This window comes from Methylobacterium nigriterrae, from assembly GCF_037106235.1.
In the GTDB taxonomy this organism is placed as follows: domain Bacteria; phylum Pseudomonadota; class Alphaproteobacteria; order Rhizobiales; family Beijerinckiaceae; genus Methylobacterium; species Methylobacterium nigriterrae.
The window spans coordinates 1-17573 of sequence record NZ_JBAWTG010000095.1 but is presented as its reverse complement, the minus strand read 5'-3'; the positions used below and the strand labels follow the sequence as shown (position 1 = coordinate 17573).

Annotated in this window: 16 protein-coding genes and 1 pseudogene; 10 read left to right on the top strand and 7 right to left on the bottom strand. The window is 73.5% G+C overall.

What is annotated here, in order from left to right; genetic code table 11:
- Positions 1-309 precede the first annotated feature (309 nt).
- Positions 310-816 carry a protein-export chaperone SecB gene (secB, locus tag WDW90_RS27700; RefSeq protein WP_336490728.1) on the bottom strand — a complete coding sequence of 169 codons (507 nt, stop codon included), beginning with the start codon at positions 814-816 and terminating at the stop codon, positions 310-312.
- A 684-nt stretch (positions 817-1500) separates the two neighbouring features.
- Between secB and WDW90_RS27695 the strand changes: the two genes are divergently transcribed.
- The 7 genes from WDW90_RS27695 to WDW90_RS27665 all read left to right on the top strand — a co-directional run bounded on the left by WDW90_RS27695 (position 1501) and on the right by WDW90_RS27665 (position 8391).
- Complete coding sequence (locus tag WDW90_RS27695) at positions 1501-2229, top strand: Tim44/TimA family putative adaptor protein (protein ID WP_336490727.1); 729 nt, start codon at positions 1501-1503, stop codon at positions 2227-2229.
- A 70-nt stretch (positions 2230-2299) separates the two neighbouring features.
- On the top strand, positions 2300-3460 hold the full coding sequence (mltA, locus tag WDW90_RS27690; protein WP_336490732.1) for a murein transglycosylase A: 1161 nt from the start codon (positions 2300-2302) through the stop codon (positions 3458-3460).
- Positions 3461-3497: 37 nt separating this feature from the next.
- Positions 3498-4142, top strand: a complete 645-nt coding sequence (locus WDW90_RS27685) for a Smr/MutS family protein (RefSeq protein WP_336490726.1) — start codon at positions 3498-3500, stop codon at positions 4140-4142.
- 252 nt (positions 4143-4394) lie between these two features.
- Positions 4395-5738 (top strand): transcription termination factor Rho, encoded by a 1344-nt coding sequence (gene rho, locus WDW90_RS27680; RefSeq protein ID WP_336490725.1) that lies wholly within the window; start codon positions 4395-4397, stop codon positions 5736-5738.
- Positions 5739-5841: 103 nt separating this feature from the next.
- The gene (gene mnmE / locus WDW90_RS27675; RefSeq protein WP_336490724.1) at positions 5842-7155 is read left to right on the top strand and encodes a tRNA uridine-5-carboxymethylaminomethyl(34) synthesis GTPase MnmE; all 1314 of its coding nucleotides are present in this window, start codon (positions 5842-5844) and stop codon (positions 7153-7155) included.
- 177 nt (positions 7156-7332) lie between these two features.
- On the top strand, positions 7333-7920 hold the full coding sequence (locus WDW90_RS27670) for a GNAT family N-acetyltransferase (protein ID WP_336490723.1): 588 nt from the start codon (positions 7333-7335) through the stop codon (positions 7918-7920).
- Positions 7921-8103: 183 nt separating this feature from the next.
- Positions 8104-8391 carry a hypothetical protein gene (locus WDW90_RS27665; RefSeq protein WP_336490722.1) on the top strand — a complete coding sequence of 96 codons (288 nt, stop codon included), beginning with the start codon at positions 8104-8106 and terminating at the stop codon, positions 8389-8391.
- A 67-nt stretch (positions 8392-8458) separates the two neighbouring features.
- Here WDW90_RS27665 and WDW90_RS27660 read toward each other — a convergent pair whose 3' ends face one another.
- Positions 8459-10186 (bottom strand): OpgD/OpgG family glucan biosynthesis protein, encoded by a 1728-nt coding sequence (locus WDW90_RS27660; protein WP_431311135.1) that lies wholly within the window; start codon positions 10184-10186, stop codon positions 8459-8461.
- A gap of 151 nt (positions 10187-10337) precedes the next feature.
- On the opposite strand from WDW90_RS27660, the gene mdoH reads away from it, so the two are divergent.
- Complete coding sequence (gene mdoH, locus WDW90_RS27655; RefSeq protein WP_431311136.1) at positions 10338-12254, top strand: glucans biosynthesis glucosyltransferase MdoH; 1917 nt, start codon at positions 10338-10340, stop codon at positions 12252-12254.
- A 261-nt stretch (positions 12255-12515) separates the two neighbouring features.
- Here mdoH and WDW90_RS27650 read toward each other — a convergent pair whose 3' ends face one another.
- Both WDW90_RS27650 and WDW90_RS27645 read right to left on the bottom strand, forming a co-directional pair.
- Complete coding sequence (locus tag WDW90_RS27650; protein WP_336490721.1) at positions 12516-12995, bottom strand: hypothetical protein; 480 nt, start codon at positions 12993-12995, stop codon at positions 12516-12518.
- 105 nt (positions 12996-13100) lie between these two features.
- A complete protein-coding gene (locus tag WDW90_RS27645) occupies positions 13101-14333 on the bottom strand; it encodes a trans-sulfuration enzyme family protein (RefSeq protein ID WP_431311134.1) in 1233 nt (410 codons plus the stop codon).
- A gap of 97 nt (positions 14334-14430) precedes the next feature.
- Here WDW90_RS27645 and WDW90_RS27640 point away from each other — a divergent pair, with 97 nt between their 5' ends.
- Positions 14431-14949 (top strand): TspO/MBR family protein, encoded by a 519-nt coding sequence (locus WDW90_RS27640; protein ID WP_336490720.1) that lies wholly within the window; start codon positions 14431-14433, stop codon positions 14947-14949.
- A gap of 50 nt (positions 14950-14999) precedes the next feature.
- Here the strand turns inward: WDW90_RS27640 and WDW90_RS27635 are convergent, their stop codons facing one another.
- Positions 15000-15536, bottom strand: a complete 537-nt coding sequence (locus WDW90_RS27635) for a phosphate-starvation-inducible PsiE family protein (RefSeq protein WP_336490719.1) — start codon at positions 15534-15536, stop codon at positions 15000-15002.
- Between the two features lie 342 nt (positions 15537-15878).
- Complete coding sequence (locus WDW90_RS27630) at positions 15879-16436, bottom strand: DUF4337 domain-containing protein (RefSeq protein WP_336490718.1); 558 nt, start codon at positions 16434-16436, stop codon at positions 15879-15881.
- Between the two features lie 143 nt (positions 16437-16579).
- On the opposite strand from WDW90_RS27630, the gene WDW90_RS27625 reads away from it, so the two are divergent.
- Positions 16580-17314 (top strand): MBL fold metallo-hydrolase, encoded by a 735-nt coding sequence (locus tag WDW90_RS27625; RefSeq protein WP_336490717.1) that lies wholly within the window; start codon positions 16580-16582, stop codon positions 17312-17314.
- A 110-nt stretch (positions 17315-17424) separates the two neighbouring features.
- Here WDW90_RS27625 and WDW90_RS27620 read toward each other — a convergent pair.
- Positions 17425-17573, bottom strand: a pseudogene (locus WDW90_RS27620) (5-aminolevulinate synthase); the annotation flags it as partial.

Genomic DNA, 17573 nt, shown 5'->3' with positions numbered 1-17573 from the left:
GCCGTCTCCGCAAGCCAGGTCCCCAGGAACGGCCCCAAGCCCCCCTGGATGTCACCAATGAAGACGTTGATCAGGCCAAGATGCGTGGTCGCGAGCATGAATTCGGAAAGACGATGAGGAGGGGACGCCGGGTGACCGGCCGGCAGGCGCAGCGAAAGCTTGGCGCACATCGTGCGCGGAGCGCGAAGGTCAAGAAAAACCCCGGCGGCGACGCGCGCGGCCGGGGCTGCGAGGAAAAACCCCGGCGGCGCCCGCCGCCGCGGCCGATCGTCTCGGGAATGCCTGCGCGGGGCCGTCGCCGCGGCCGATCTACGAGGCGAGCGGATTCTCGCCCTGCGCCTGAGCTTCCATCGCCTTCTGGCGATAGAGGCCGACGAAATCGATCGGGTCGATGTAGAGGGGCGGGAAGCCGCCGTTGCGCACCGCCTCGGCGACGATCTGGCGCGCGAAGGGGAAGAGCAGGCGCGGGCACTCGATCATCACGGCCGGGTGCAGCTGGTCCTGCGGGATGTTGCGCATGCGGAAGATGCCGGCGTATTTCAGGTCGAAGGCGAACAGCACCTCGTTGTTGATCTTCGCGTCGCCCTCCAGCGTCAGCTCGACCTCGAAATCGGCCTCCGCGAGCTGCTGGGCGTTGACGTTGACCTGGATGCTGATCTGCGGCCCCTGGCCTTCCTGCGGCTGGAGCGAGCGCGGCGCGTTCGGGTTCTCGAACGAGAGGTCCTTGGCGTACTGCGCCAGCGCGTTGATGGCGGGCATGTCGTCGGGCTGCGCCGTGGCGCCACCGTTGCCGTTCGGTGCCGGAGAGTCGGCCATGGCGGTTCATCCTCCTCGAAGATCGTCTGGTGCGGCCGCGACGATGGTCTGGTGCGGCCGGGATTGTCGCGGGCGCCCGATCGCGGAACGCTCGCGCGTCCGGCGGTGCAGGGCCGAAGCCGTCCCGTGACGCCCGGCGCGGGAGCGCGCTAACATGCCCACCGGGCAGGAACAAGCGAGATGCCGAGGCTCGGGACCGCCGGATCCGGGTTCGCGGCCCGGCCTCGACGGAGGGCTCCAGATGCCGCGATGAGTCCTGGAAGCCTCCTTCGAGGCTCCGCTGCGCTGCGCGCCTCAGGATGAGGGCGCGGGTGGGGGCGGGCGGCCCTGATCGGTTCCGGATCGAATCCGGGCAGACCTTTGCCACAGAGGACCAGCGGGGGATTCAGGTCCGTCCGCAGAGGTCGCGGCGCTCGCCCCGGCCCGTCCTGAATGGCTGCGGCGCCGCCGCCGGCGGGGGCGCTCGCAACGTCGGAAGGCGCTCCCGCGGGCTCGGTGCGGCCTTGCGGGCCGATCTCGTGGGCGCCTGCCTGGAACCCTTCGCCAAATCGCCCCATATGCCCGGTATAGCGAGGGTCGCGCCCTACGAACTTCGGCTCGATCCTTGCGCAGGGGTCGGCTAAAGGGCGCTGCGGCGGAACTTCGAACCCTCGAGCGCGCGCGGCGGCCACCAGCGGATCGGTGATGCAGGATACCTTCGACATTACGACCATCATCTTCCTCGCGCTCGCGGTCTTCGTGATCTGGCGCCTGCGCTCCGTGCTCGGCCAGAAGACCGGCGCCGAGCGCTCGCCCTTCAAGCCGATCGACCGCAGCCGCACCGAGCCGCCGGCCGGCCGCAGCGACGGCGACAACGTGGTGCGCCTGCCGGGCGCCGAACGGGCGCAGGCGGCCGATCGCGGTCAGGCGGCCGTCGCGACGGAGGCCCGGGACTGGCGCGGCATCGCGGAGCCGGGCTCCGACGTCGCCCGCGGCCTCGAGGCGATCGTGCAGGTGGAGCCGAGCTTCGATCCGCGCGCCTTCATCGAGGGCGCGAAGGGGGCCTACGAGACGATCGTGATCGCCTTCGCCAAGGGCGACCGCAAGACGCTGCGCTCGCTCCTGTCCCGCGAGGTCGGGGAAGGCTTCGAGCGGGCGATCGGCGAGCGCGAGAAGGCGCGCCAGACCGTCGAGACCACCTTCGTGTCGCTCGACAAGGCCGAGATCGTCGCGGTCGACGTGCGCAACCGCGTGGCGCAGATCACGGTCCGCTTCCTCTCGAACCTCATCACCGCCACCCGGAACCAGGAGGGCGCCGTCGTCGACGGGAGCGCCGAGACCGTGGTCGAGGTGCCCGATGTCTGGACCTTCGCCCGGACCCTCGGCAGCCGCGATCCGAACTGGCAGCTCGTCGCCACGGAAGCCGGAAGCTGACGCGCGTGCCGTGCGGATCCTGACATCCCGGAGTAGTGCGGCCGCATGGGCCGCCCTCCTGTCCGTCCTCCTGATCCCTCCCGCAATTCATCCCGGCTCGGCCGCCCCGGCGGCCGGGCCGCTTCGCGTGGGCGAGGCCGTTCTGGAGCCGGTGGCGCCCGGCGCGCTCGCGGGCTTTCCGGGCCGCGACCCCGCCGCGGCGCTCGAGGCCTTCCGCCGGACCTGCGCGGCGACGCCGCAGGGCCCCGTGCCCGACGGCGTCGCGGGCTCGGCCGAGGATCTCGCGGCGGCCTGCCGGGCCGCCGGCAGCGTCGGGCCGGCGGAGGCCGGCGCCTTCTTCGGCCGCGCCTTCTCGGCCTACCGGGTGGTGCGCCCCGCCGACGGCGCGGCGCCCGAGCGGCGGGCGGGCTTCCTCACCGGCTATTTCGAGCCGGAGCTCGAGGGCTCGCCCGAGCCCGGTCCCGGCTACACGGCGCCCGTCCTGGCCCGGCCGGAGGACCTCGTCAGCTTCGCGCCCGGCGAGACCCGGCCCGGCCTCGACCCCGCCCTGCGCGCCGCCCGCGCGGCGGGCGGCGGATTCGAGCCCTATCCCGACCGCGCCGCGATCGAGGACGGGGCGCTCGGGGGCCGGGCGCGCCCGATCCTCTACTTGCGCGACGCGGTCGATTTGTTCGTGCTGCAGGTGCAGGGCTCGGGGCGGGTGCGGCTGCCGGACGGCAGCGCCGTGCGGCTGCTCTACGACGGGCGCAACGGCCGCCCCTACACGTCGGTCGGCAAGCTGATCGTCGGCGAGGGGCACCTGCCCCTCGAGGGGCTGACGCTGGCGCGCTGGACCGGCTGGCTGCGGGCGCATCCGGACGAGGCGCGCCGCCTGATGCGGATGAACGCCTCCTACATCTTCTTCCGCCGGGCGGAGATCGCCGACCCCGCCCTCGGTCCGCCCGGCGCGGCGGGCGCGGCGCTGGCGCCCGGCCGCAGCCTCGCCGTCGACGCCGCGCTCTGGCGCTACGGGCTGCCATTCTGGCTCGAGGGGCGGCTTCCGGGCGCGGAGCCCGGCGAGGCCGGGCGCCTGGTCGTGGCCGCCGACACGGGCTCGGCCATCGTCGGGCCGGCGCGGGGCGACCTCTATCTCGGCACCGGCGAAGGCGCCGGCGTCGCGGCCGGCAACCTGCGCGACCCGGTCGGCTTCGTCGTCCTGCTCCCGAAGCCCCGCGCGGGCGCGGCCCCGTGAGGGACCCGCGTGAGGATGCGAGTATGAGGACCCGCGCATGAGACGGCCGCGCCGCCCGCGCCTCCTCTCCGGCGAGGAGGCCCGCCTCTGGGCCGAGATCGCGCGCCTCGTGACGCCGCTGCGCGGGCGCGCCCATCCGGCCCCGGGGCCGGAGACGCCGCCCGCCAAGCCCACCACTAAGCCCACCACCAAGCCCGCGGCCGGGCTTCCCGTCTCGGCAGCGGTCGCGAAGCCGCCGCCGAAGCGCGTCAAGGCCGCGACCCCGCCGACGGCCGCCCCCTACCAGGCGCCCCGGCCCGCCCCCTCGCCGCCGGCCGGCCTCGAGCGGCGCGCCCGCCTGGGGCTGCGCCGCGGCAGCCTGCCGATCGAGGCGCGCATCGACCTGCACGGCCTCGTCCAGGCCGAGGCGCATGCCGCGCTGGTCGGATTCCTGATGCGCGCCCGCGCCGCCGGGCACGCGCATGTCCTCGTCGTGACAGGCAAGGGCGGTGCCGGCTTGGGAGGTGCGGGCCTGGGAGGTTCGGGCTTCGACGACGCCTTCTCGGAGCGCGGCGTGCTCCGCCGCAGCGTGCCGCACTGGCTGCGCTCGCCCGAGCTGCGCCCGGTGGTCCTCGGCTTCGAGGAGGCGGCCCGCCACCACGGCGGCGGCGGTGCCCTCTACGTGCGGCTGCGCCGGCGCTGAGGATTCCCGTGCAGATCCTGGGCGTGGGCGTGCCGTAGCGCTCCGGGACTTGAGCCGGGCATGGAAACGCGGTATGGACGCTGTGCCCTCCTATAAGCGCCGTATCGCATCCGTGAGCCGTGAGGGCTCAGCCAAGACGATGCACGGGTCCGCCGACGACGCGCGACCCGACCCGTGGCGCCACAGGCGCCCGGCGCACACAACGCTCCCCCGTCCCGTCCACCTTCGTTCTTCGTTGGTCTCACACACTCCATGACGTCACACCACGATGCCCTGGCCCCCGCGGATCAGACGACCGAGGGCACCATCGTCGCCGCCGATCTCGACGGCGTGCGCGAGGTCAAGCTCCAAGATCTCAAGTCGAAGACGCCGACCGACCTGATCGCCTTCGCGGAGGAGGTCGAGGTCGAGAACGCCTCGACCATGCGCAAGCAGGAGCTGATGTTCGCGATCCTGAAGCAGCTCGCTGCCAAGGAGGTCGAGATCATCGGCTCCGGCACCGTCGAGGTGCTGCAGGACGGCTTCGGCTTCCTGCGCTCGAACGACTCGAACTACCTGCCGGGGCCGGACGACATCTACATCTCGCCGACGCAGATCCGCCGCTTCGGCCTGCGCACCGGCGACACCGTCGAGGGCCCGATCCGGGGCCCGAAGGACGGCGAGCGCTACTTCGCGCTCCTCAAGGTCAACACGATCAACTTCGAGAACCCGGAGAAGATCAAGCACAAGGTCCATTTCGACAACCTGACGCCGCTCTTCCCCACGAAGCGGTTCAAGCTCGAGCTCGAACAGCCGATCCGCAAGGATTTCTCGCCCCGCATCATCGACATCGTCTCGCCGATCGGGAAGGGCCAGCGCGCGCTCATCGTGGCGCCGCCGCGCACCGGCAAGACCGTGCTGATGCAGAACATCGCGCAGTCGATCACCCTGAACCACCCCGAGTGCTACCTCATCGTGCTGCTCATCGACGAGCGCCCCGAGGAGGTGACCGACATGCAGCGCTCCGTGAAGGGCGAGGTCATCGCCTCGACCTTCGACGAGCCGGCGACCCGCCACGTCCAGGTCGCCGAGATGGTGATCGAGAAGGCCAAGCGCCTCGTCGAGCACGGGCGCGACGTGGTGATCCTGCTGGATTCCATCACGCGCCTCGGCCGCGCCTACAACACGGTGGTGCCCTCCTCCGGCAAGGTGCTGACCGGCGGCGTCGACGCCAACGCGCTCCAGCGCCCCAAGCGCTTCTTCGGCGCGGCCCGCAACATCGAGGAGGGCGGCTCGCTCACCATCATCGCCACCGCGCTGATCGACACCGGCTCGCGCATGGACGAGGTGATCTTCGAGGAGTTCAAGGGCACCGGCAATTCCGAGATCATCCTCGACCGCAAGGTCTCGGACAAGCGCATCTTCCCGGCCATCGACATCACCCGCTCCGGCACCCGCAAGGAGGAGCTGCTGGTGCCGCCCGACGCGCTCAAGAAGACCTACGTGCTGCGCCGCATCCTCAACCCGATGGGCGTCACCGACGCGATCGAGTTCCTGCTCGACAAGCTGCGGCAGACGAAGAGCAACGGCGACTTCTTCGACTCCATGAACACCTGACGGCGAACACCTGACGGCACCGACCGACGGAACGCGTTGCGGAAGACGCCGGGGCGAAGGCTCCGGCGTTCTGCCGTTCGGCGGCCGTGACACGGGCCCGCGCATGACGAGCGGAACCACCATCTTCGCGCCGGCGAGCGGCTTCGGGCGGGCGGCGATCGCCGTCATCCGGGTCAGCGGGCCGGCCTGCGCGTCCCTGCTGACGGCGCTCGGCGGCACGCTTCCCCCGCCCCGGCGGCTGTCGCTGCGCACCCTGCGCGACCCTGCGGACGGCGAGGTGCTCGACCAGGCCCTCGTCGCCTTCCTGCCGGGGCCCGCCACCGTCACGGGCGAGGACATGGCGGAGCTCCATCTCCATGGCGGCCTCGCGGTGCGGGCCGGCGTGATCCGGGCGCTCGCCGCCTTCCCGGGCTGCCGGCCGGCCGAGGCCGGGGCCTTCACCCGCCGGGCGGTACTCAACGGGCGCCTCGACCTGACCGAGGCCGAGGGCATCGCCGACCTGATCGACGCCGAGACCGAGGCGCAGCGGCGCCAGGCCCTGCGCCAGCTCGACGGCGCGCTCGGCCGCCAGGTCGCCGCCTGGCGCGAGCGGGCGATCGGGTGCCTGGCGGGGGCCGAGGCCGCCCTCGACTTCTCCGACGAGGGCGACGTCGACGAGGCCGCGCTCGACGCCGGGCTGCTCGACGAGGCCCTGGCCTTGCGCGACGAGATCGCCGCCGCGCTCGCGGACGAGCGCCGCGGCGAGCGGCTGCGCGAGGGCTTCACCGTCGTCATCGCGGGGCCGCCGAACGCCGGCAAGTCGACCCTCCTCAACGCGCTGAGCCGGCGCGAGGCCGCCATCGTCTCGGCACAGCCCGGCACGACGCGGGACGCCATCGAGGTGCGCTGCGACCTCGGCGGCCTGCCGGTGATCCTCGTCGACACGGCGGGCCTGCGCGAGACCGAGGATGCGATCGAGGCCGAGGGCATCGCCCGCACGCGCCGGCGCATGGCAAGCGCCGACCTCGTCCTCCGGCTGGTCCCGCCGGACGGGGCGGCCTCGCCGCCCCTCTCCGCCGGGGCGCGCTGTCTGCCGGTGCGCACGAAGGCCGATCTCGCCGGGGCGCCGGGCGAGGGCCTCGCCGTCTCGGCGCTGACCGGCGCCGGCCTCGACCGGCTCCTCGACGCGATCCGGGCCGAGGCGGAGGCCGCGCTCGAGGGCGGCGACGCGCTGATCACGCGCGAGCGGCACCGGGACGCGCTCGCGCGCTGCCTCGCCCATCTCGAGCGGGTTCTGGCCGGCGCGGACCGGCTGCCGCCCGAACTCGTCGCCGAAGACCTGCGCCTCGCCGTGCGGGCGCTCGGCGAGGTGGCGGGTCAGGTCGGGGTCGAGGAGATGCTCGACCGCCTGTTCTCGGGCTTCTGCATCGGCAAGTGACGCCGCTGCCGCGTGATCGCTTCGGTGCGGCAGCGCCTCTCCGCGCCGAGCGGGCCGAGGTCTGCCCGGATCGGATCCGGACCGGACTGAGCCGTTCATCCCATCCACCCCTCATCCCCTCGTCCCGAGGCTGCTCAGGACGAGGGCGCCGACTGCCTCGATCAACTGGAGACCGGCATGGCAATGCCCCGACCCGCCGCGATCGGACCCGTGAGCGTCCGGCGCCTCTGGCCGAGCGACCGCGCGGCCATCGTCGACTATTTCCTGCGTCTCGACCCCGAGACCCGGGCCAACCGCTTCATGGGAGCGGTGAGCGAGGCCGGCGTGCGGGCCTACGCGGCCAGCGCCGTCACGGCCGACGGGCTGATGTTCGGCGCCTTCGTGGACGGGACCCTGCGGGGCCTCGGCGAGCTGCGCCCGGCCGGCCCGCGACCGCCGGGCCGGGTGCTCGGGCCGGACGCCGAGGCCGCCTTCGCGGTCGAGCGCGCCTTCCGGCGCAACGGCCTCGGCGCGGCGCTCTTCGCCCGCATCACCCACGCTGCGCGCAACCGCGGGGTCAGCGACCTGCACGTGCGCTGCCTGAGCCGGAACGGGCCGATGCGGGGCCTCGCCGCCAAGCTCGGCGCGGCTCTGCACCCGGTCGGACCCGAGACCGAGGGCGCGCTCCACCTCGCGCGGCCGACGCCTTTCTCGCTCTGGCACGAGAGCATCGCGGAGGCCTTCGACTTCACCCTGGCGGTGGCGGCGGTCGGCACCGCGCGCTGAGACGGCCCTCGAGCGGGACCCCGCGACGATCTCCGAAGCGCGGGGTCGGCGGCGCCGGCCGGCCGCGGCGCACCCCTCCTCACCGCTTACGGCCAAGCTGCCTTGTTGCGGACAAGCACCGCTCCGATCCTCCGCGAACCGCCCCGCGAGAGGGCGAGGGTTCGACAGGACCGAGGGGCCGTCATGCTCGACATCGATTCCCAATCGGATTCCCGAGCGGATTTCCAACTGGATTCCCGAGCGGGATCCGACGGGGCCGGTGCGCCGGACCGCGCGGCCGCGCCCGAGGCGGGCACGTCGTCCGACGAGGGCCGCCTCGCCCGTTCCGTGGCCGCGACCCTGCGGGCGATCGCCGCGGCCTGCGCAGAGCGCGAGGCCCCGCCCGTCCACGCGGCGCGCCGCCGGCTCGCCGAGGCCCACGGCGCGGCGCGGCTGCGCAAGCGCCTGGATCCGGTGCTCCGCCCGGCCTGAGCCATCTCCTGCCTCGCCGTCGCGCGACGTCCTCGTAAAGCCGGCCCCGGCTTCTGCGCATCGTGCGCTAGGCCACCGCGTCCCAGGTCTCGCTGACCGGCCGGTTGCCCCGCACCAGGCGGGCGCGCAGCACGATGTCGCCCGGCGGCATCGGCGCGGGCGGGCGCCATTCCACGTAGAGGCGCCAGCCGCCGGTCTGCGGCACCCGCTCCACCACCGGCTCGATCATCCGGCCCGCGCTCGCCGAGACCTCCGCGGCCATGTCGGCCTCGGGCTGCGCCGGCAGGCCCGGCCCCTCGAAATCGATCACGTAGAGGCGCCGCTCCGGGCTCGGCGGCTCGGTCGGGCGCAGGCGCTCGGCGGAGCCGACGCGGGTCGAGACCACGCGGGCCAGCTCGCCCGGCAGAACCGGCGCGGGCTCGGCCCCCACCGTCGTCAGCGTGTAGTCGAGGGCGAGCGCCCGGCCGGGGGCTGCGGCCTCGCGCGGCACGAAGGCCGCCACGACGTTGTCCATGTACTCCTCGCGCGAGGGGATCTCGAAGAGCTGCACCGCGCCGGGGCCGAAGCCGCGCGGGCCGGCGACGGCCTCGGCGGAGGCCTGCCGCTCGGGGCGGGCCTGGGCGACCCAGAGCCCGGGGCGGGCCTCGTGGCGGGCCTGCACGTCGAGATAGGCGGCGAAGCGCCGCTCGCGCTGCAGGAGCCCGAAGCCGTTGAGCGCCTCGGCCCGGAAAGCCGAGATCTGCGGGCCCTTCCGCCCGTTGACGAGCGGGCGCCAGAGCCGGTCGCCCGGCGTCTCCACCAGGAGCCCGTCCGAATCGTGCACCTGGGGCCGGAAATCGTCGAACGCCGTGGCGTCGCGGGCGCCCGGCCCGTTCTGGCCGTGCAGGAACATGCTGGTGAGCGGCGCGAGGCCGAGCTGCGCGATGGGCTTGCGCGGATGGAGCGAGGCCGTCACCCGCAGCCGCGACGGGTCGCCCGGCTCCGCCTCGAACCGGAAGGCGCCGGACAGGCTCGGGCTGTCGAGGAGGGACAGCACCGTGAGGCTCTGCGCCTCGGGTTGCGGCTCGCAGATCCAGTGGGCGACGAAATCCGGGAATTCCTCCCCGCCCGGCGCGCCGGTGCCGATGGCGGCGCCACGCGCCGAGAGCCCGTATTCCTGGCCCCGGCCCCGCAGGCGGAAATAGGAAGCGCCGAGGAAGACGAGGAACTCCTCCTGCGGTCCGGACGCGTCGCCGAAGGCGTAGTGCAGGCGGAAGCCCGCGAAGCCGAGATCCGGCGGGAAGCTCCGGCCCGCCAGCCCCGGCCCGAGGTCGAACAGGCGCGCCTCGTAGGCGAGCGCCCTCGGGGCCCCCTGGCGAGGCTGGAGGAAGAGGTCGACGCGCTTGCGCTGCAGGAAGCCGCGATGGAAGAGCTGCGCCGAGAAGCGGCGCCCGAGCGGCAGGCTCTCGGCGGGCCGGTAGGCGATCGCCCGGTAGCCGTCGTAGCTGAGGTTCGCGAGCTCCGGCGGCAGGGCCTCGGGGGGCGGCGCGTAGGGGCTTGCCGCCCGCTGCTCGGCCTGCGCCGCCACATCCGCGAAGGTGATCGGCGCGTCCCGCCCGCGGATCGCGCCCTCCGCCTTCGTTCTGGCGACATTCAGGTCGATCGCGCTAGGTAGAAGCGTTGCTGCGGATGCCGTCAAGGCGTTGCGCAGCACGGACCGACGCGAGAGGGGGGCCGTGTCGTCATGATCGCGTACGGCAGATCCAGGGCCTCCCTGCCCCGTACCTCGGCCGCGTCCCTCGGTGTGCTCGCTCATCGGCTCTCAGGTCTCCGGTGACGGGTTCGGTGTCCCCCCACGCTTGAGTTTCACCCGCCCCATGTCCACCACACCGTTGCCGCACGCCGCCCCGGCCGTCGAGGTTCTGCCGGACACGGCGCCTCCGGCCAAGCCCATGCCTGCCAAGCCCATGCCTGCCGAGCCCTCGTCTGCCAAGCCTTTGCCGGCAGAGCTCTCCGCCGAGGCGCCCTGCGCCGAATCCTGGCAGCCGGGCGGCCGCGGCGCCTCCCTGCGCTGGCGCCGCCTCGCCCTGGCCCTGCCCTCGCTCGCGACCGCCCTCGCCATCGCGCTCCTGGCCGTCGAGGCCTACGGCCCGGCGACCGGCTGGCTCGCGGGCAGCGTGCTCGCCCTGTTCTGCCTGGTGATGGCGTGGCAATCCTTCGTGGCGTGGCAATACGTCTACGGGCTCGCCGCCGCGCTCCTCGGCGACCGGGCGAAGTCGGCGCTGGAGCGCCGCTCCGAGACCGTGCCGGCCCGCGCCAGCGGCGTCAGCCGCACCGCGGCCGTGGTGGCGATCCACGCGGAGGACGCGGTCGCGGTCTTCGCGGGCCTGCGCGTCATGGCCCGCTCGCTCGCCCGCGAGGGCGGCGACGGCTCCGACATCGACATCTTCGTGCTCTCGGATACCCGCGACGGCGCGATCGCGGCGGTGGAGGAGCATGAATTCGCCCGGATCGAGGCGTGGCGCCGGGCCGCCGGCCCCGGCATCCCGCGCTTCCGCTACCGGCGGCGCCGGGAGAATCTCGGCCGCAAGGCCGGCAACATCGCGGAGTTCTGCGAGACCTACGGGGCCGAGTACGACCACATGATCGTGCTCGACGCCGACAGTCTGATGACCGGCGCCGCCATGCGCCGCCTCGTGCGGCTGATGGAGGAGAGCCCCCGCGTCGGGCTGATCCAGACCGTCTCCTACGCGGCCGGCCGCGACACCCTGTTCGCCCGCGTCCAGCAATTCGCGGTGCGCCTCTACGCGCCGCTGGCCCTGCGCTGCCTCGAGACCTGGCAGGGCCCGGACGGGAGCTACTGGGGCCACAACGCGATCCTGCGCATCGAGGCCTTCGCGGACAACGCGCGGCTGCCGGTGCTGCCCGGCCGGGCGCCGCTCGGCGGCGAGATCCTCTGCCACGACATCGTCGAGGGCGCGCTCCTGCGGCGCGCCGGCTGGGAGGTGCGCCTGCTGCCCGAGATGGGCGGAACCTGGGAGGAGATGCCGACGAACCTCGTCGACCTGCTCGGCCGCGAGCGCCGCTGGTGCCAGGGCAACATGCAGCACCTGCGCGTGGTGCCGATGCCGGGCCTGCACGCGGCGAGCCGCTGGCACCTCATCGTGGGCATCCTGTCGTACTGCGTCCTGCCGCTCTGGATCGCCTTCCTGGCGGCCGGGACCCTGCTGGCGGCGAGGAGCGGCGATCTCGGCCTCCTCGCCTACGGGCTGACCGGCTCGGGCGCCGCCGCCCACGCGCTCGCGGCCCTCACGGTCGCGGTGCTGGCGCTGCCGAAGCTCCTGAGCCTCGGCCACGCGCTCGCCTCGCCCGAGCGCCGCGCCGCCTTCGGCGGCACCGCCTCGCTCCTCAAGAGCGCCGCGCTCGAGCAGGTGATCTGGGTGCTGCTCTGGCCCGTGATGACGCTGTTCTCCTCGGGCGCGGTCCTGTCCACCTTCATCGGGCGCGTGGTGCGCTGGGACGCGCAGGTGCGCGACGACCGCCGGGTGCCCTGGGCGGAAGCCTGCCGCCTGCAGGCCGACGCGCTGGTGGCGGGCGCCCTGCTCGCCGCGATCCTGCTCTATGCGGGCAACCTCTGGCTCGCCCTCTGGATGGCGCCGGTCGCCTTCGCGCTGCTGACGAGCCCGGCCCAGAGCGTGCTGACGAGCCGCGTCGATCTCGGGCGCCGCGCCCGCGACCGCGGCCTGTTCCTCACCGCCGACGACACCGCGCAGGCCGCCGAGCTCGCCGACCTCGCCCAGAGCCGCAACGCCCCCGCCCCGGCGCGCCCGGCCCCGCGCGGTGCGGAGCCCGCCGTCTGGCTCGCCACCGCCGACGAAGCCTGATGCGGCGTCGCTCGCTCCCTTCGGTGCTGGTGCGGGGTTCCAACTTCCCCCTCATCCTGAGGTGCCGCAGCGCAGCGGAGGCCTCGAAGGAGGGCTGCAGGGAGCGCAGAGGCCGCTGGACGCCTCCTTCGAGGCCGCTGGCGCGGCGCCTCAGGATGAGGTCGAGGGCGGGACGCTCAACGCCGAACCGAAGGGATCGAGCGGCGACGGTATGAGGCCTCGGCCGACCGGGCCGCTGCCGGCGCCGGCGAGGCGGCGCACCTACTTGTTCAGGACCTCGATCGGGTCGGTGCGCTGGCTCGGCGAGGGCTCGCTGGAGAGGTTGCCCGAATCCCGCTCGCGGCTGCCCGCGGGCCGCCGCGGGGCGCCCGCGCCGCCGGTGGCCCGGCGGTCGCCATCGGCTTGGGTCGGCACCGTGCCGCTCGCGAGTTCGAGGCAGGTCACCATCTCGACGTAGGACGGGTAGCCGCCGGCCTGGAACTGCTTCTCGCACTGGCTCTTGGCGGCGGGCGTGTAGTCGCCCCAGCGGCGCTCAGCCTCCTTGCGGGCTTCGCGCTCGGAGCGCAGGCAGCCCTCGACGCTGGCATTGTCGCTGCCGCTCACATCGGCGGTGGCGGCCGACTTGCAGGTCGCGTCGATGTCGAGCTTCGGCGGTCCCTCGGCGGCGGCGGCGGGGCCGGCGAGGAGCGCGAGGGCGGCGAGCGCGCCGGCTCCGGCCAGGAACGATCTCGGATTCGTCATGGTGCGTCCTCGGAGAGCGGCGACCGGCGCCGGGGAGAGGCACCGGCACAACGCGCGGGAGCGCAGATCAGCACGATCGCTGCGTAAAATGTCCGGGAGCGCGCATCAGCCGGGTGTGCGCCCCGCCTCCGCATGGGCGGCCCGGAGGGCCGCGTCGAGATCGGCGTAGAGGTCGGCCGGGTCCTCGATCCCGGTCGAGAGCCGCAGCAGGTCCGGCGGGCAGGGCGTGCCCGTCCCCTCCACCGAGGCGCGGTGCTCGATCAGGCTCTCGACGCCCCCGAGCGACGTGGCCCGCTTCCACAGGCGCACCCGCGCGGCCGTGCCGATCGCGGCCGCCTCGCCGCCCGCCACCCGGATCGACAGCATGTAGCCGAAGCCGCCCCGCATCTGGCGCGCCGCGACGGCGTGGCCGGGATCGTCCGGCAGCCCCGGATAGAGCACTCCGGCCACGAGGGCGTGCGCCTTGAGGCGCTCCGCGAGATCGAGGGCGCCCGCCGCCTGCGCGGCGGCCCTGAGCGGCAGGGTGCGCAGGGACCGCATCAGCAGGTAGGCCTCGAACGGCCCGAGGATGGCGCCCCCGTTCGCCCGGATCGCGCCGATGCGGTCCCAGAACGCGTCGGCCCGGGCTCCCGCCAGCACGCCCGCCACCACGTCCGAGTGGCCGTTCAGGATCTTGGTGGCCGAGTGCATCACGATGTCGGCACCGAGGTCGAGCGGCCGCGAGTGGATCGGCGAGGCGGCGGTGGAATCGACCGCGAGCCGGGCGCCCGCCGCGTGGGCGATGTCGGCGGCGGCCGCGATGTCGGTGATCGTCCAGAGCGGGTTGCCGGGCGTCTCGATCCAGACGAGCCTGGTCCGGCCCGGGCGCATCGCGGCGCGCAGCGCCCCGAGGTCGTCGGCATCGACGAAATCGACGGCGAGGGCCCGGCGCGGCGCCTCCTCGCGGAGCCAGCGGCGCAGCCCCCAGTACATCAACTTCGGGGCCACCACGTGGTTGCCGGGCTCGAGCGCCGTGAACACGGCGGTCGCTGCCGCCATGCCGGAGCCGAAGAGGTAGGCGCCGGCCCCCGCCTCCTCCAGCATGGCGATGACGGATTCGGCCTCGCGCACGGTCGCATTGTCGGGCCGCGCGTAGGAGAAGCCGGAGGAGTAGGCGTTGTCGGGATCGCGCAGGAAGGTCGTCGAGACGTGGAGCGGCGGCACCACGGCCCGCGTCACCGGGTCGATCCGGCCCATCGCCTGCGCCGCGAGGCTGCGCTTCGAGAATCCGGTTCCGGGCCGATTTTCCGGCTCCGAATCCTGACCCGCGGCGGTCTCCGGCGCGTTAAGCTGAGGCATGGCGGTCTCCGTCGGTCCCGGACAGCAGGCTCGCCGCCTGGCACGCCCCTGCCGGCGCCGCAACCCGGGAAGTGCCCGCCATGAAGGATCGCCCGCGATGACGACCGCCACCGACCTCCCCGCGCGACCGGCCCTGGCGGCCTCAGCGCGCCTCGCCGCCGCGATCCTGCCAGTCGCCGTCACCGCCTATCTCGGCTCGGTCTCGACCCAGGAGAACATCCCGACCTGGTACGAGGGATTGAGCAAGCCGAGCTTCAACCCGCCGAACTGGGTTTTTCCGGTCGCCTGGACGATCCTATACACGATGATCGCGGTCGCGCTCTGGCGCCTCCTCGGGGCGATGCCGCAGACCGGCCCCTCTCGCTGGGGCTGGTGGCTCGCGCTCGTCGTCTTCCTGGTGCAGATCGCGCTGAACGCCGCGTGGAGCCCGGTCTTCTTCACGGCCCACGCGATCGGGACGGCCCTGGTCGTCGTGGTGGCGCTCCTCGTCATGGTGCTGTGGACGATCCGGCTGACCGCCCGCTTCGACGCGCTCGCCGCCTGGCTCCTCGTGCCCTACGCCGCCTGGGTCGCCTTCGCGACGATCCTCAACGCCGCGATCCTGCGGCTGAACTGAGGGGCCGGCGACCGGTTTTCACGTGAGACAGGCGCGGCGCGCGCGGCTCCTCAGGCGCCCCTCGTCTCCGGTCCCGGCTCCTCCTCGCCGGCCGGGCGATCGTCGTCGCGGGCGCGGTGGAGGAGGAAGATCGACACCACCATGGTCAGGATCAGCCCCGCGAGCACCGGGAGCTCGACCATCGAGGCGCGGAACAGCGCCTCCTTCTCGGCCGACCATTCCTTGGCGTGCATGATCTCCGAGGATTGCAGCGCGATCACGAGGACGCGCCGGATCGAGGCGATCAGGCCCACGATCAGGAAGGGCTCGCAGGTGAGCTTGCCGGAGCGCATCGAGACCCGCACCGTGTGCAGGATCTCGACCAGCATCAGCAGGAACAGCAGCCGGTCGACGATCTCGAGAAGCTGCTGTGCGCCGCCGAGCGCGTGGAGCGCCTCCCAGGTCAGGCCCGCGGCGTCGATCAGCGCCAGGATCGCCGTCACCGCGAGGAGCAGCCCGAGCGCGGCGTAGATCGCGTGCTCGGTGTGCAGGAAGATGAAGGCGGAGATCCGCGTCAGACGCCCGTTCCCGTCGGATTCCTCGACCATCCCGGCGTCTCCTCCGACGCGACCCTATCGCGGGATGAGATAGGAGGATGTGCCCCCCGTCCAGCCGCCCCGCTGCCGCGGGACCGATCAACTCCGCCGTGATCACGACGGTCCGGGATCGTCGTCTCACACCGCATCCGCGCGATCCCTTCGGTTCGGCGTTGAGCGTCCCGCCCACGACCTCATCCTGAGGCGCCGCGCCAGCGGCCTCGAAGGAGGGCTCCAGCGGCCCCCGCGCTCCCTGGAGCCCTCCTTCGAGGCCTCCGCTGCGCTGCGGCACCTCAGGATGAGGGGGAAGTTGGAACCCCGTACCGGCACCGAAGGGATCGAGCGGACGCCGGATCAGCCGAACAGGTGCAGGGCGTGCGGCGCGAAGAAGCCGAAGCCCAGCATCGCGACGCCGGCGATCCCGAGCAGGCCTCCCGCGAAGACGAGGGCGGCGATGCCCGTGATCACCTCGGCCGAAGCCAGCACGATGCCGATCTGGAAGGCGGCGGAGGCCAGCTCGTAATGGTGGTAGCGGTGGAGCGCGAGGTCGCGCCTCTCCTGGCTGGCCTTGGCCTTCTCGGCGAGCTCCTTGCGGCCCTCGCCGGTCGAGGGCTCGGATTCCCAGCGCGCCAGGGTCTTGCCCCACTCGGCGCGCTTGGCCTGCACGGCCGCCTCGTTCGCGCCGGGCGGCAGCAGCGCAAGCGCCTCGTCGGCGGTCTTCAGGACGGTGGCCCGGATGGTGCGGGCCTGGAAGTAGGCCCACTGGTTCGAGGCCTCGACATTGGCGCCGAGCGCCTCCGTCTGCGCGCCCTTGCCCGCGGTCTCGCTGAAGGCGAGGCACAGGGCCAGCACCGAGATCAGCAGCGCGACGCGCTTGTTCGAGCCCTCGACGGCCCCGTGACCCCCCGACATCGTCCCTGCCCCCTGTGCCTTGATTCGTCGAGGGCGAGTCACAGCCTATCCGGGGCGCGGAGGCAATCGGCGTTCGCAGGCGTTGACGGCGGGCGGGTCGCGGGCCGACGCTGGCGGGCGCACCGGCGGGAGGAGACGGCGCGATGCGGGTTCAGGTTCTCGGCTGCGGGGACGCGTTCGGCTCGGGCGGGCGCTTCAACACCTGCTTCCACGTCAGCGTGCCGGAGGCGACGTTCCTCGTCGATTGCGGCGCCTCGGCGCTCATCGCGATGCGCCGGTTCGGGGTCGAGCCGAACGGGATCGGTGCTGTGTTCCTCACGCATCTGCACGGCGACCATTTCGGCGGCCTGCCCTGGCTCATCCTCGACGGGCAGCTCGTGAGCCGGCGCACCGCGCCCCTCGTGATCGCCGGGCCGAAGGGCACCGGCGAGCGGCTGCGGGCCGCCATGGAGGCGCTCTTTCCGGGCTCCGGCGACGCGGAGCGCGCCTTCGCGGTCGAGATCGTGGAGATCGAGGCCGGCCTGCGCGCCGAGATCGGCGGGGTCGCCGTCACGCCGCAGGGGGTGAGCCACCCGTCCGGCGCGCCGTCGCTCGGCCTGCGCATCGAGGCGGGGGCCAAGGTGCTCAGCTACACCGGCGACACCGAGTGGGTCGAAGCCCTGGTGCCGCTCGGGCGCGAGGCCGATCTGCTGATCGCCGAGAGCTACACGGTGGAGCGGGCGGTGAAGTTCCACCTCAGCTGGGCGACGCTCGCGGCGCGCCTGCCCGAGATCCGGCCGAGGCGCCTCCTCCTCACCCACATGAGTCCCGAGATGATCGCCCACGATCCCGCCGGCCGCTACGAGGCGGCCGAGGACGGCATGGTTCTGGAGGTCTGATACGCCGGCCGCTTGATCACAGCGGCCGGCGTATCAGCCAGCCCGCGGCGCCTGAGCGACGAGGATGTCTGCCGATCGCGAAGCGATCGATCGGACATCGTATGAGCGCCCTACTCCGCCGCCTCGACGAAGACCGTTCCGGCGCGCGGCAGGTCGAGCGTGTCCCAGGTCTCGGCCAGCGCTGCCGTGAGCTTGGCGATGCGGGCCTCGTCGTGGAAGGGCGAGGGCGTGATGCGCAGGCGCTCGGTGCCGCGCGGCA

Coding starts and splice junctions, on each gene's coding strand:
- secB (WP_336490728.1), bottom strand. CDS start 816: ATGGCCGACTCTCCGGCACCGAACGGCAACGGTGGCGCCACGGCGCAG.
- WDW90_RS27695 (WP_336490727.1), top strand. CDS start 1,501: ATGCAGGATACCTTCGACATTACGACCATCATCTTCCTCGCGCTCGCG.
- WDW90_RS27685 (WP_336490726.1), top strand. CDS start 3,498: ATGAGACGGCCGCGCCGCCCGCGCCTCCTCTCCGGCGAGGAGGCCCGC.
- rho (WP_336490725.1), top strand. CDS start 4,395: ATGACGTCACACCACGATGCCCTGGCCCCCGCGGATCAGACGACCGAG.
- mnmE (WP_336490724.1), top strand. CDS start 5,842: ATGACGAGCGGAACCACCATCTTCGCGCCGGCGAGCGGCTTCGGGCGG.
- WDW90_RS27670 (WP_336490723.1), top strand. CDS start 7,333: ATGGCAATGCCCCGACCCGCCGCGATCGGACCCGTGAGCGTCCGGCGC.
- WDW90_RS27665 (WP_336490722.1), top strand. CDS start 8,104: ATGCTCGACATCGATTCCCAATCGGATTCCCGAGCGGATTTCCAACTG.
- WDW90_RS27660 (WP_431311135.1), bottom strand. CDS start 10,186: ATGAGCGAGCACACCGAGGGACGCGGCCGAGGTACGGGGCAGGGAGGC.
- mdoH (WP_431311136.1), top strand. CDS start 10,338: ATGCCTGCCGAGCCCTCGTCTGCCAAGCCTTTGCCGGCAGAGCTCTCC.
- WDW90_RS27650 (WP_336490721.1), bottom strand. CDS start 12,995: ATGACGAATCCGAGATCGTTCCTGGCCGGAGCCGGCGCGCTCGCCGCC.
- WDW90_RS27645 (WP_431311134.1), bottom strand. CDS start 14,333: ATGCCTCAGCTTAACGCGCCGGAGACCGCCGCGGGTCAGGATTCGGAG.
- WDW90_RS27640 (WP_336490720.1), top strand. CDS start 14,431: ATGACGACCGCCACCGACCTCCCCGCGCGACCGGCCCTGGCGGCCTCA.
- WDW90_RS27635 (WP_336490719.1), bottom strand. CDS start 15,536: ATGGTCGAGGAATCCGACGGGAACGGGCGTCTGACGCGGATCTCCGCC.
- WDW90_RS27630 (WP_336490718.1), bottom strand. CDS start 16,436: ATGTCGGGGGGTCACGGGGCCGTCGAGGGCTCGAACAAGCGCGTCGCG.
- WDW90_RS27625 (WP_336490717.1), top strand. CDS start 16,580: ATGCGGGTTCAGGTTCTCGGCTGCGGGGACGCGTTCGGCTCGGGCGGG.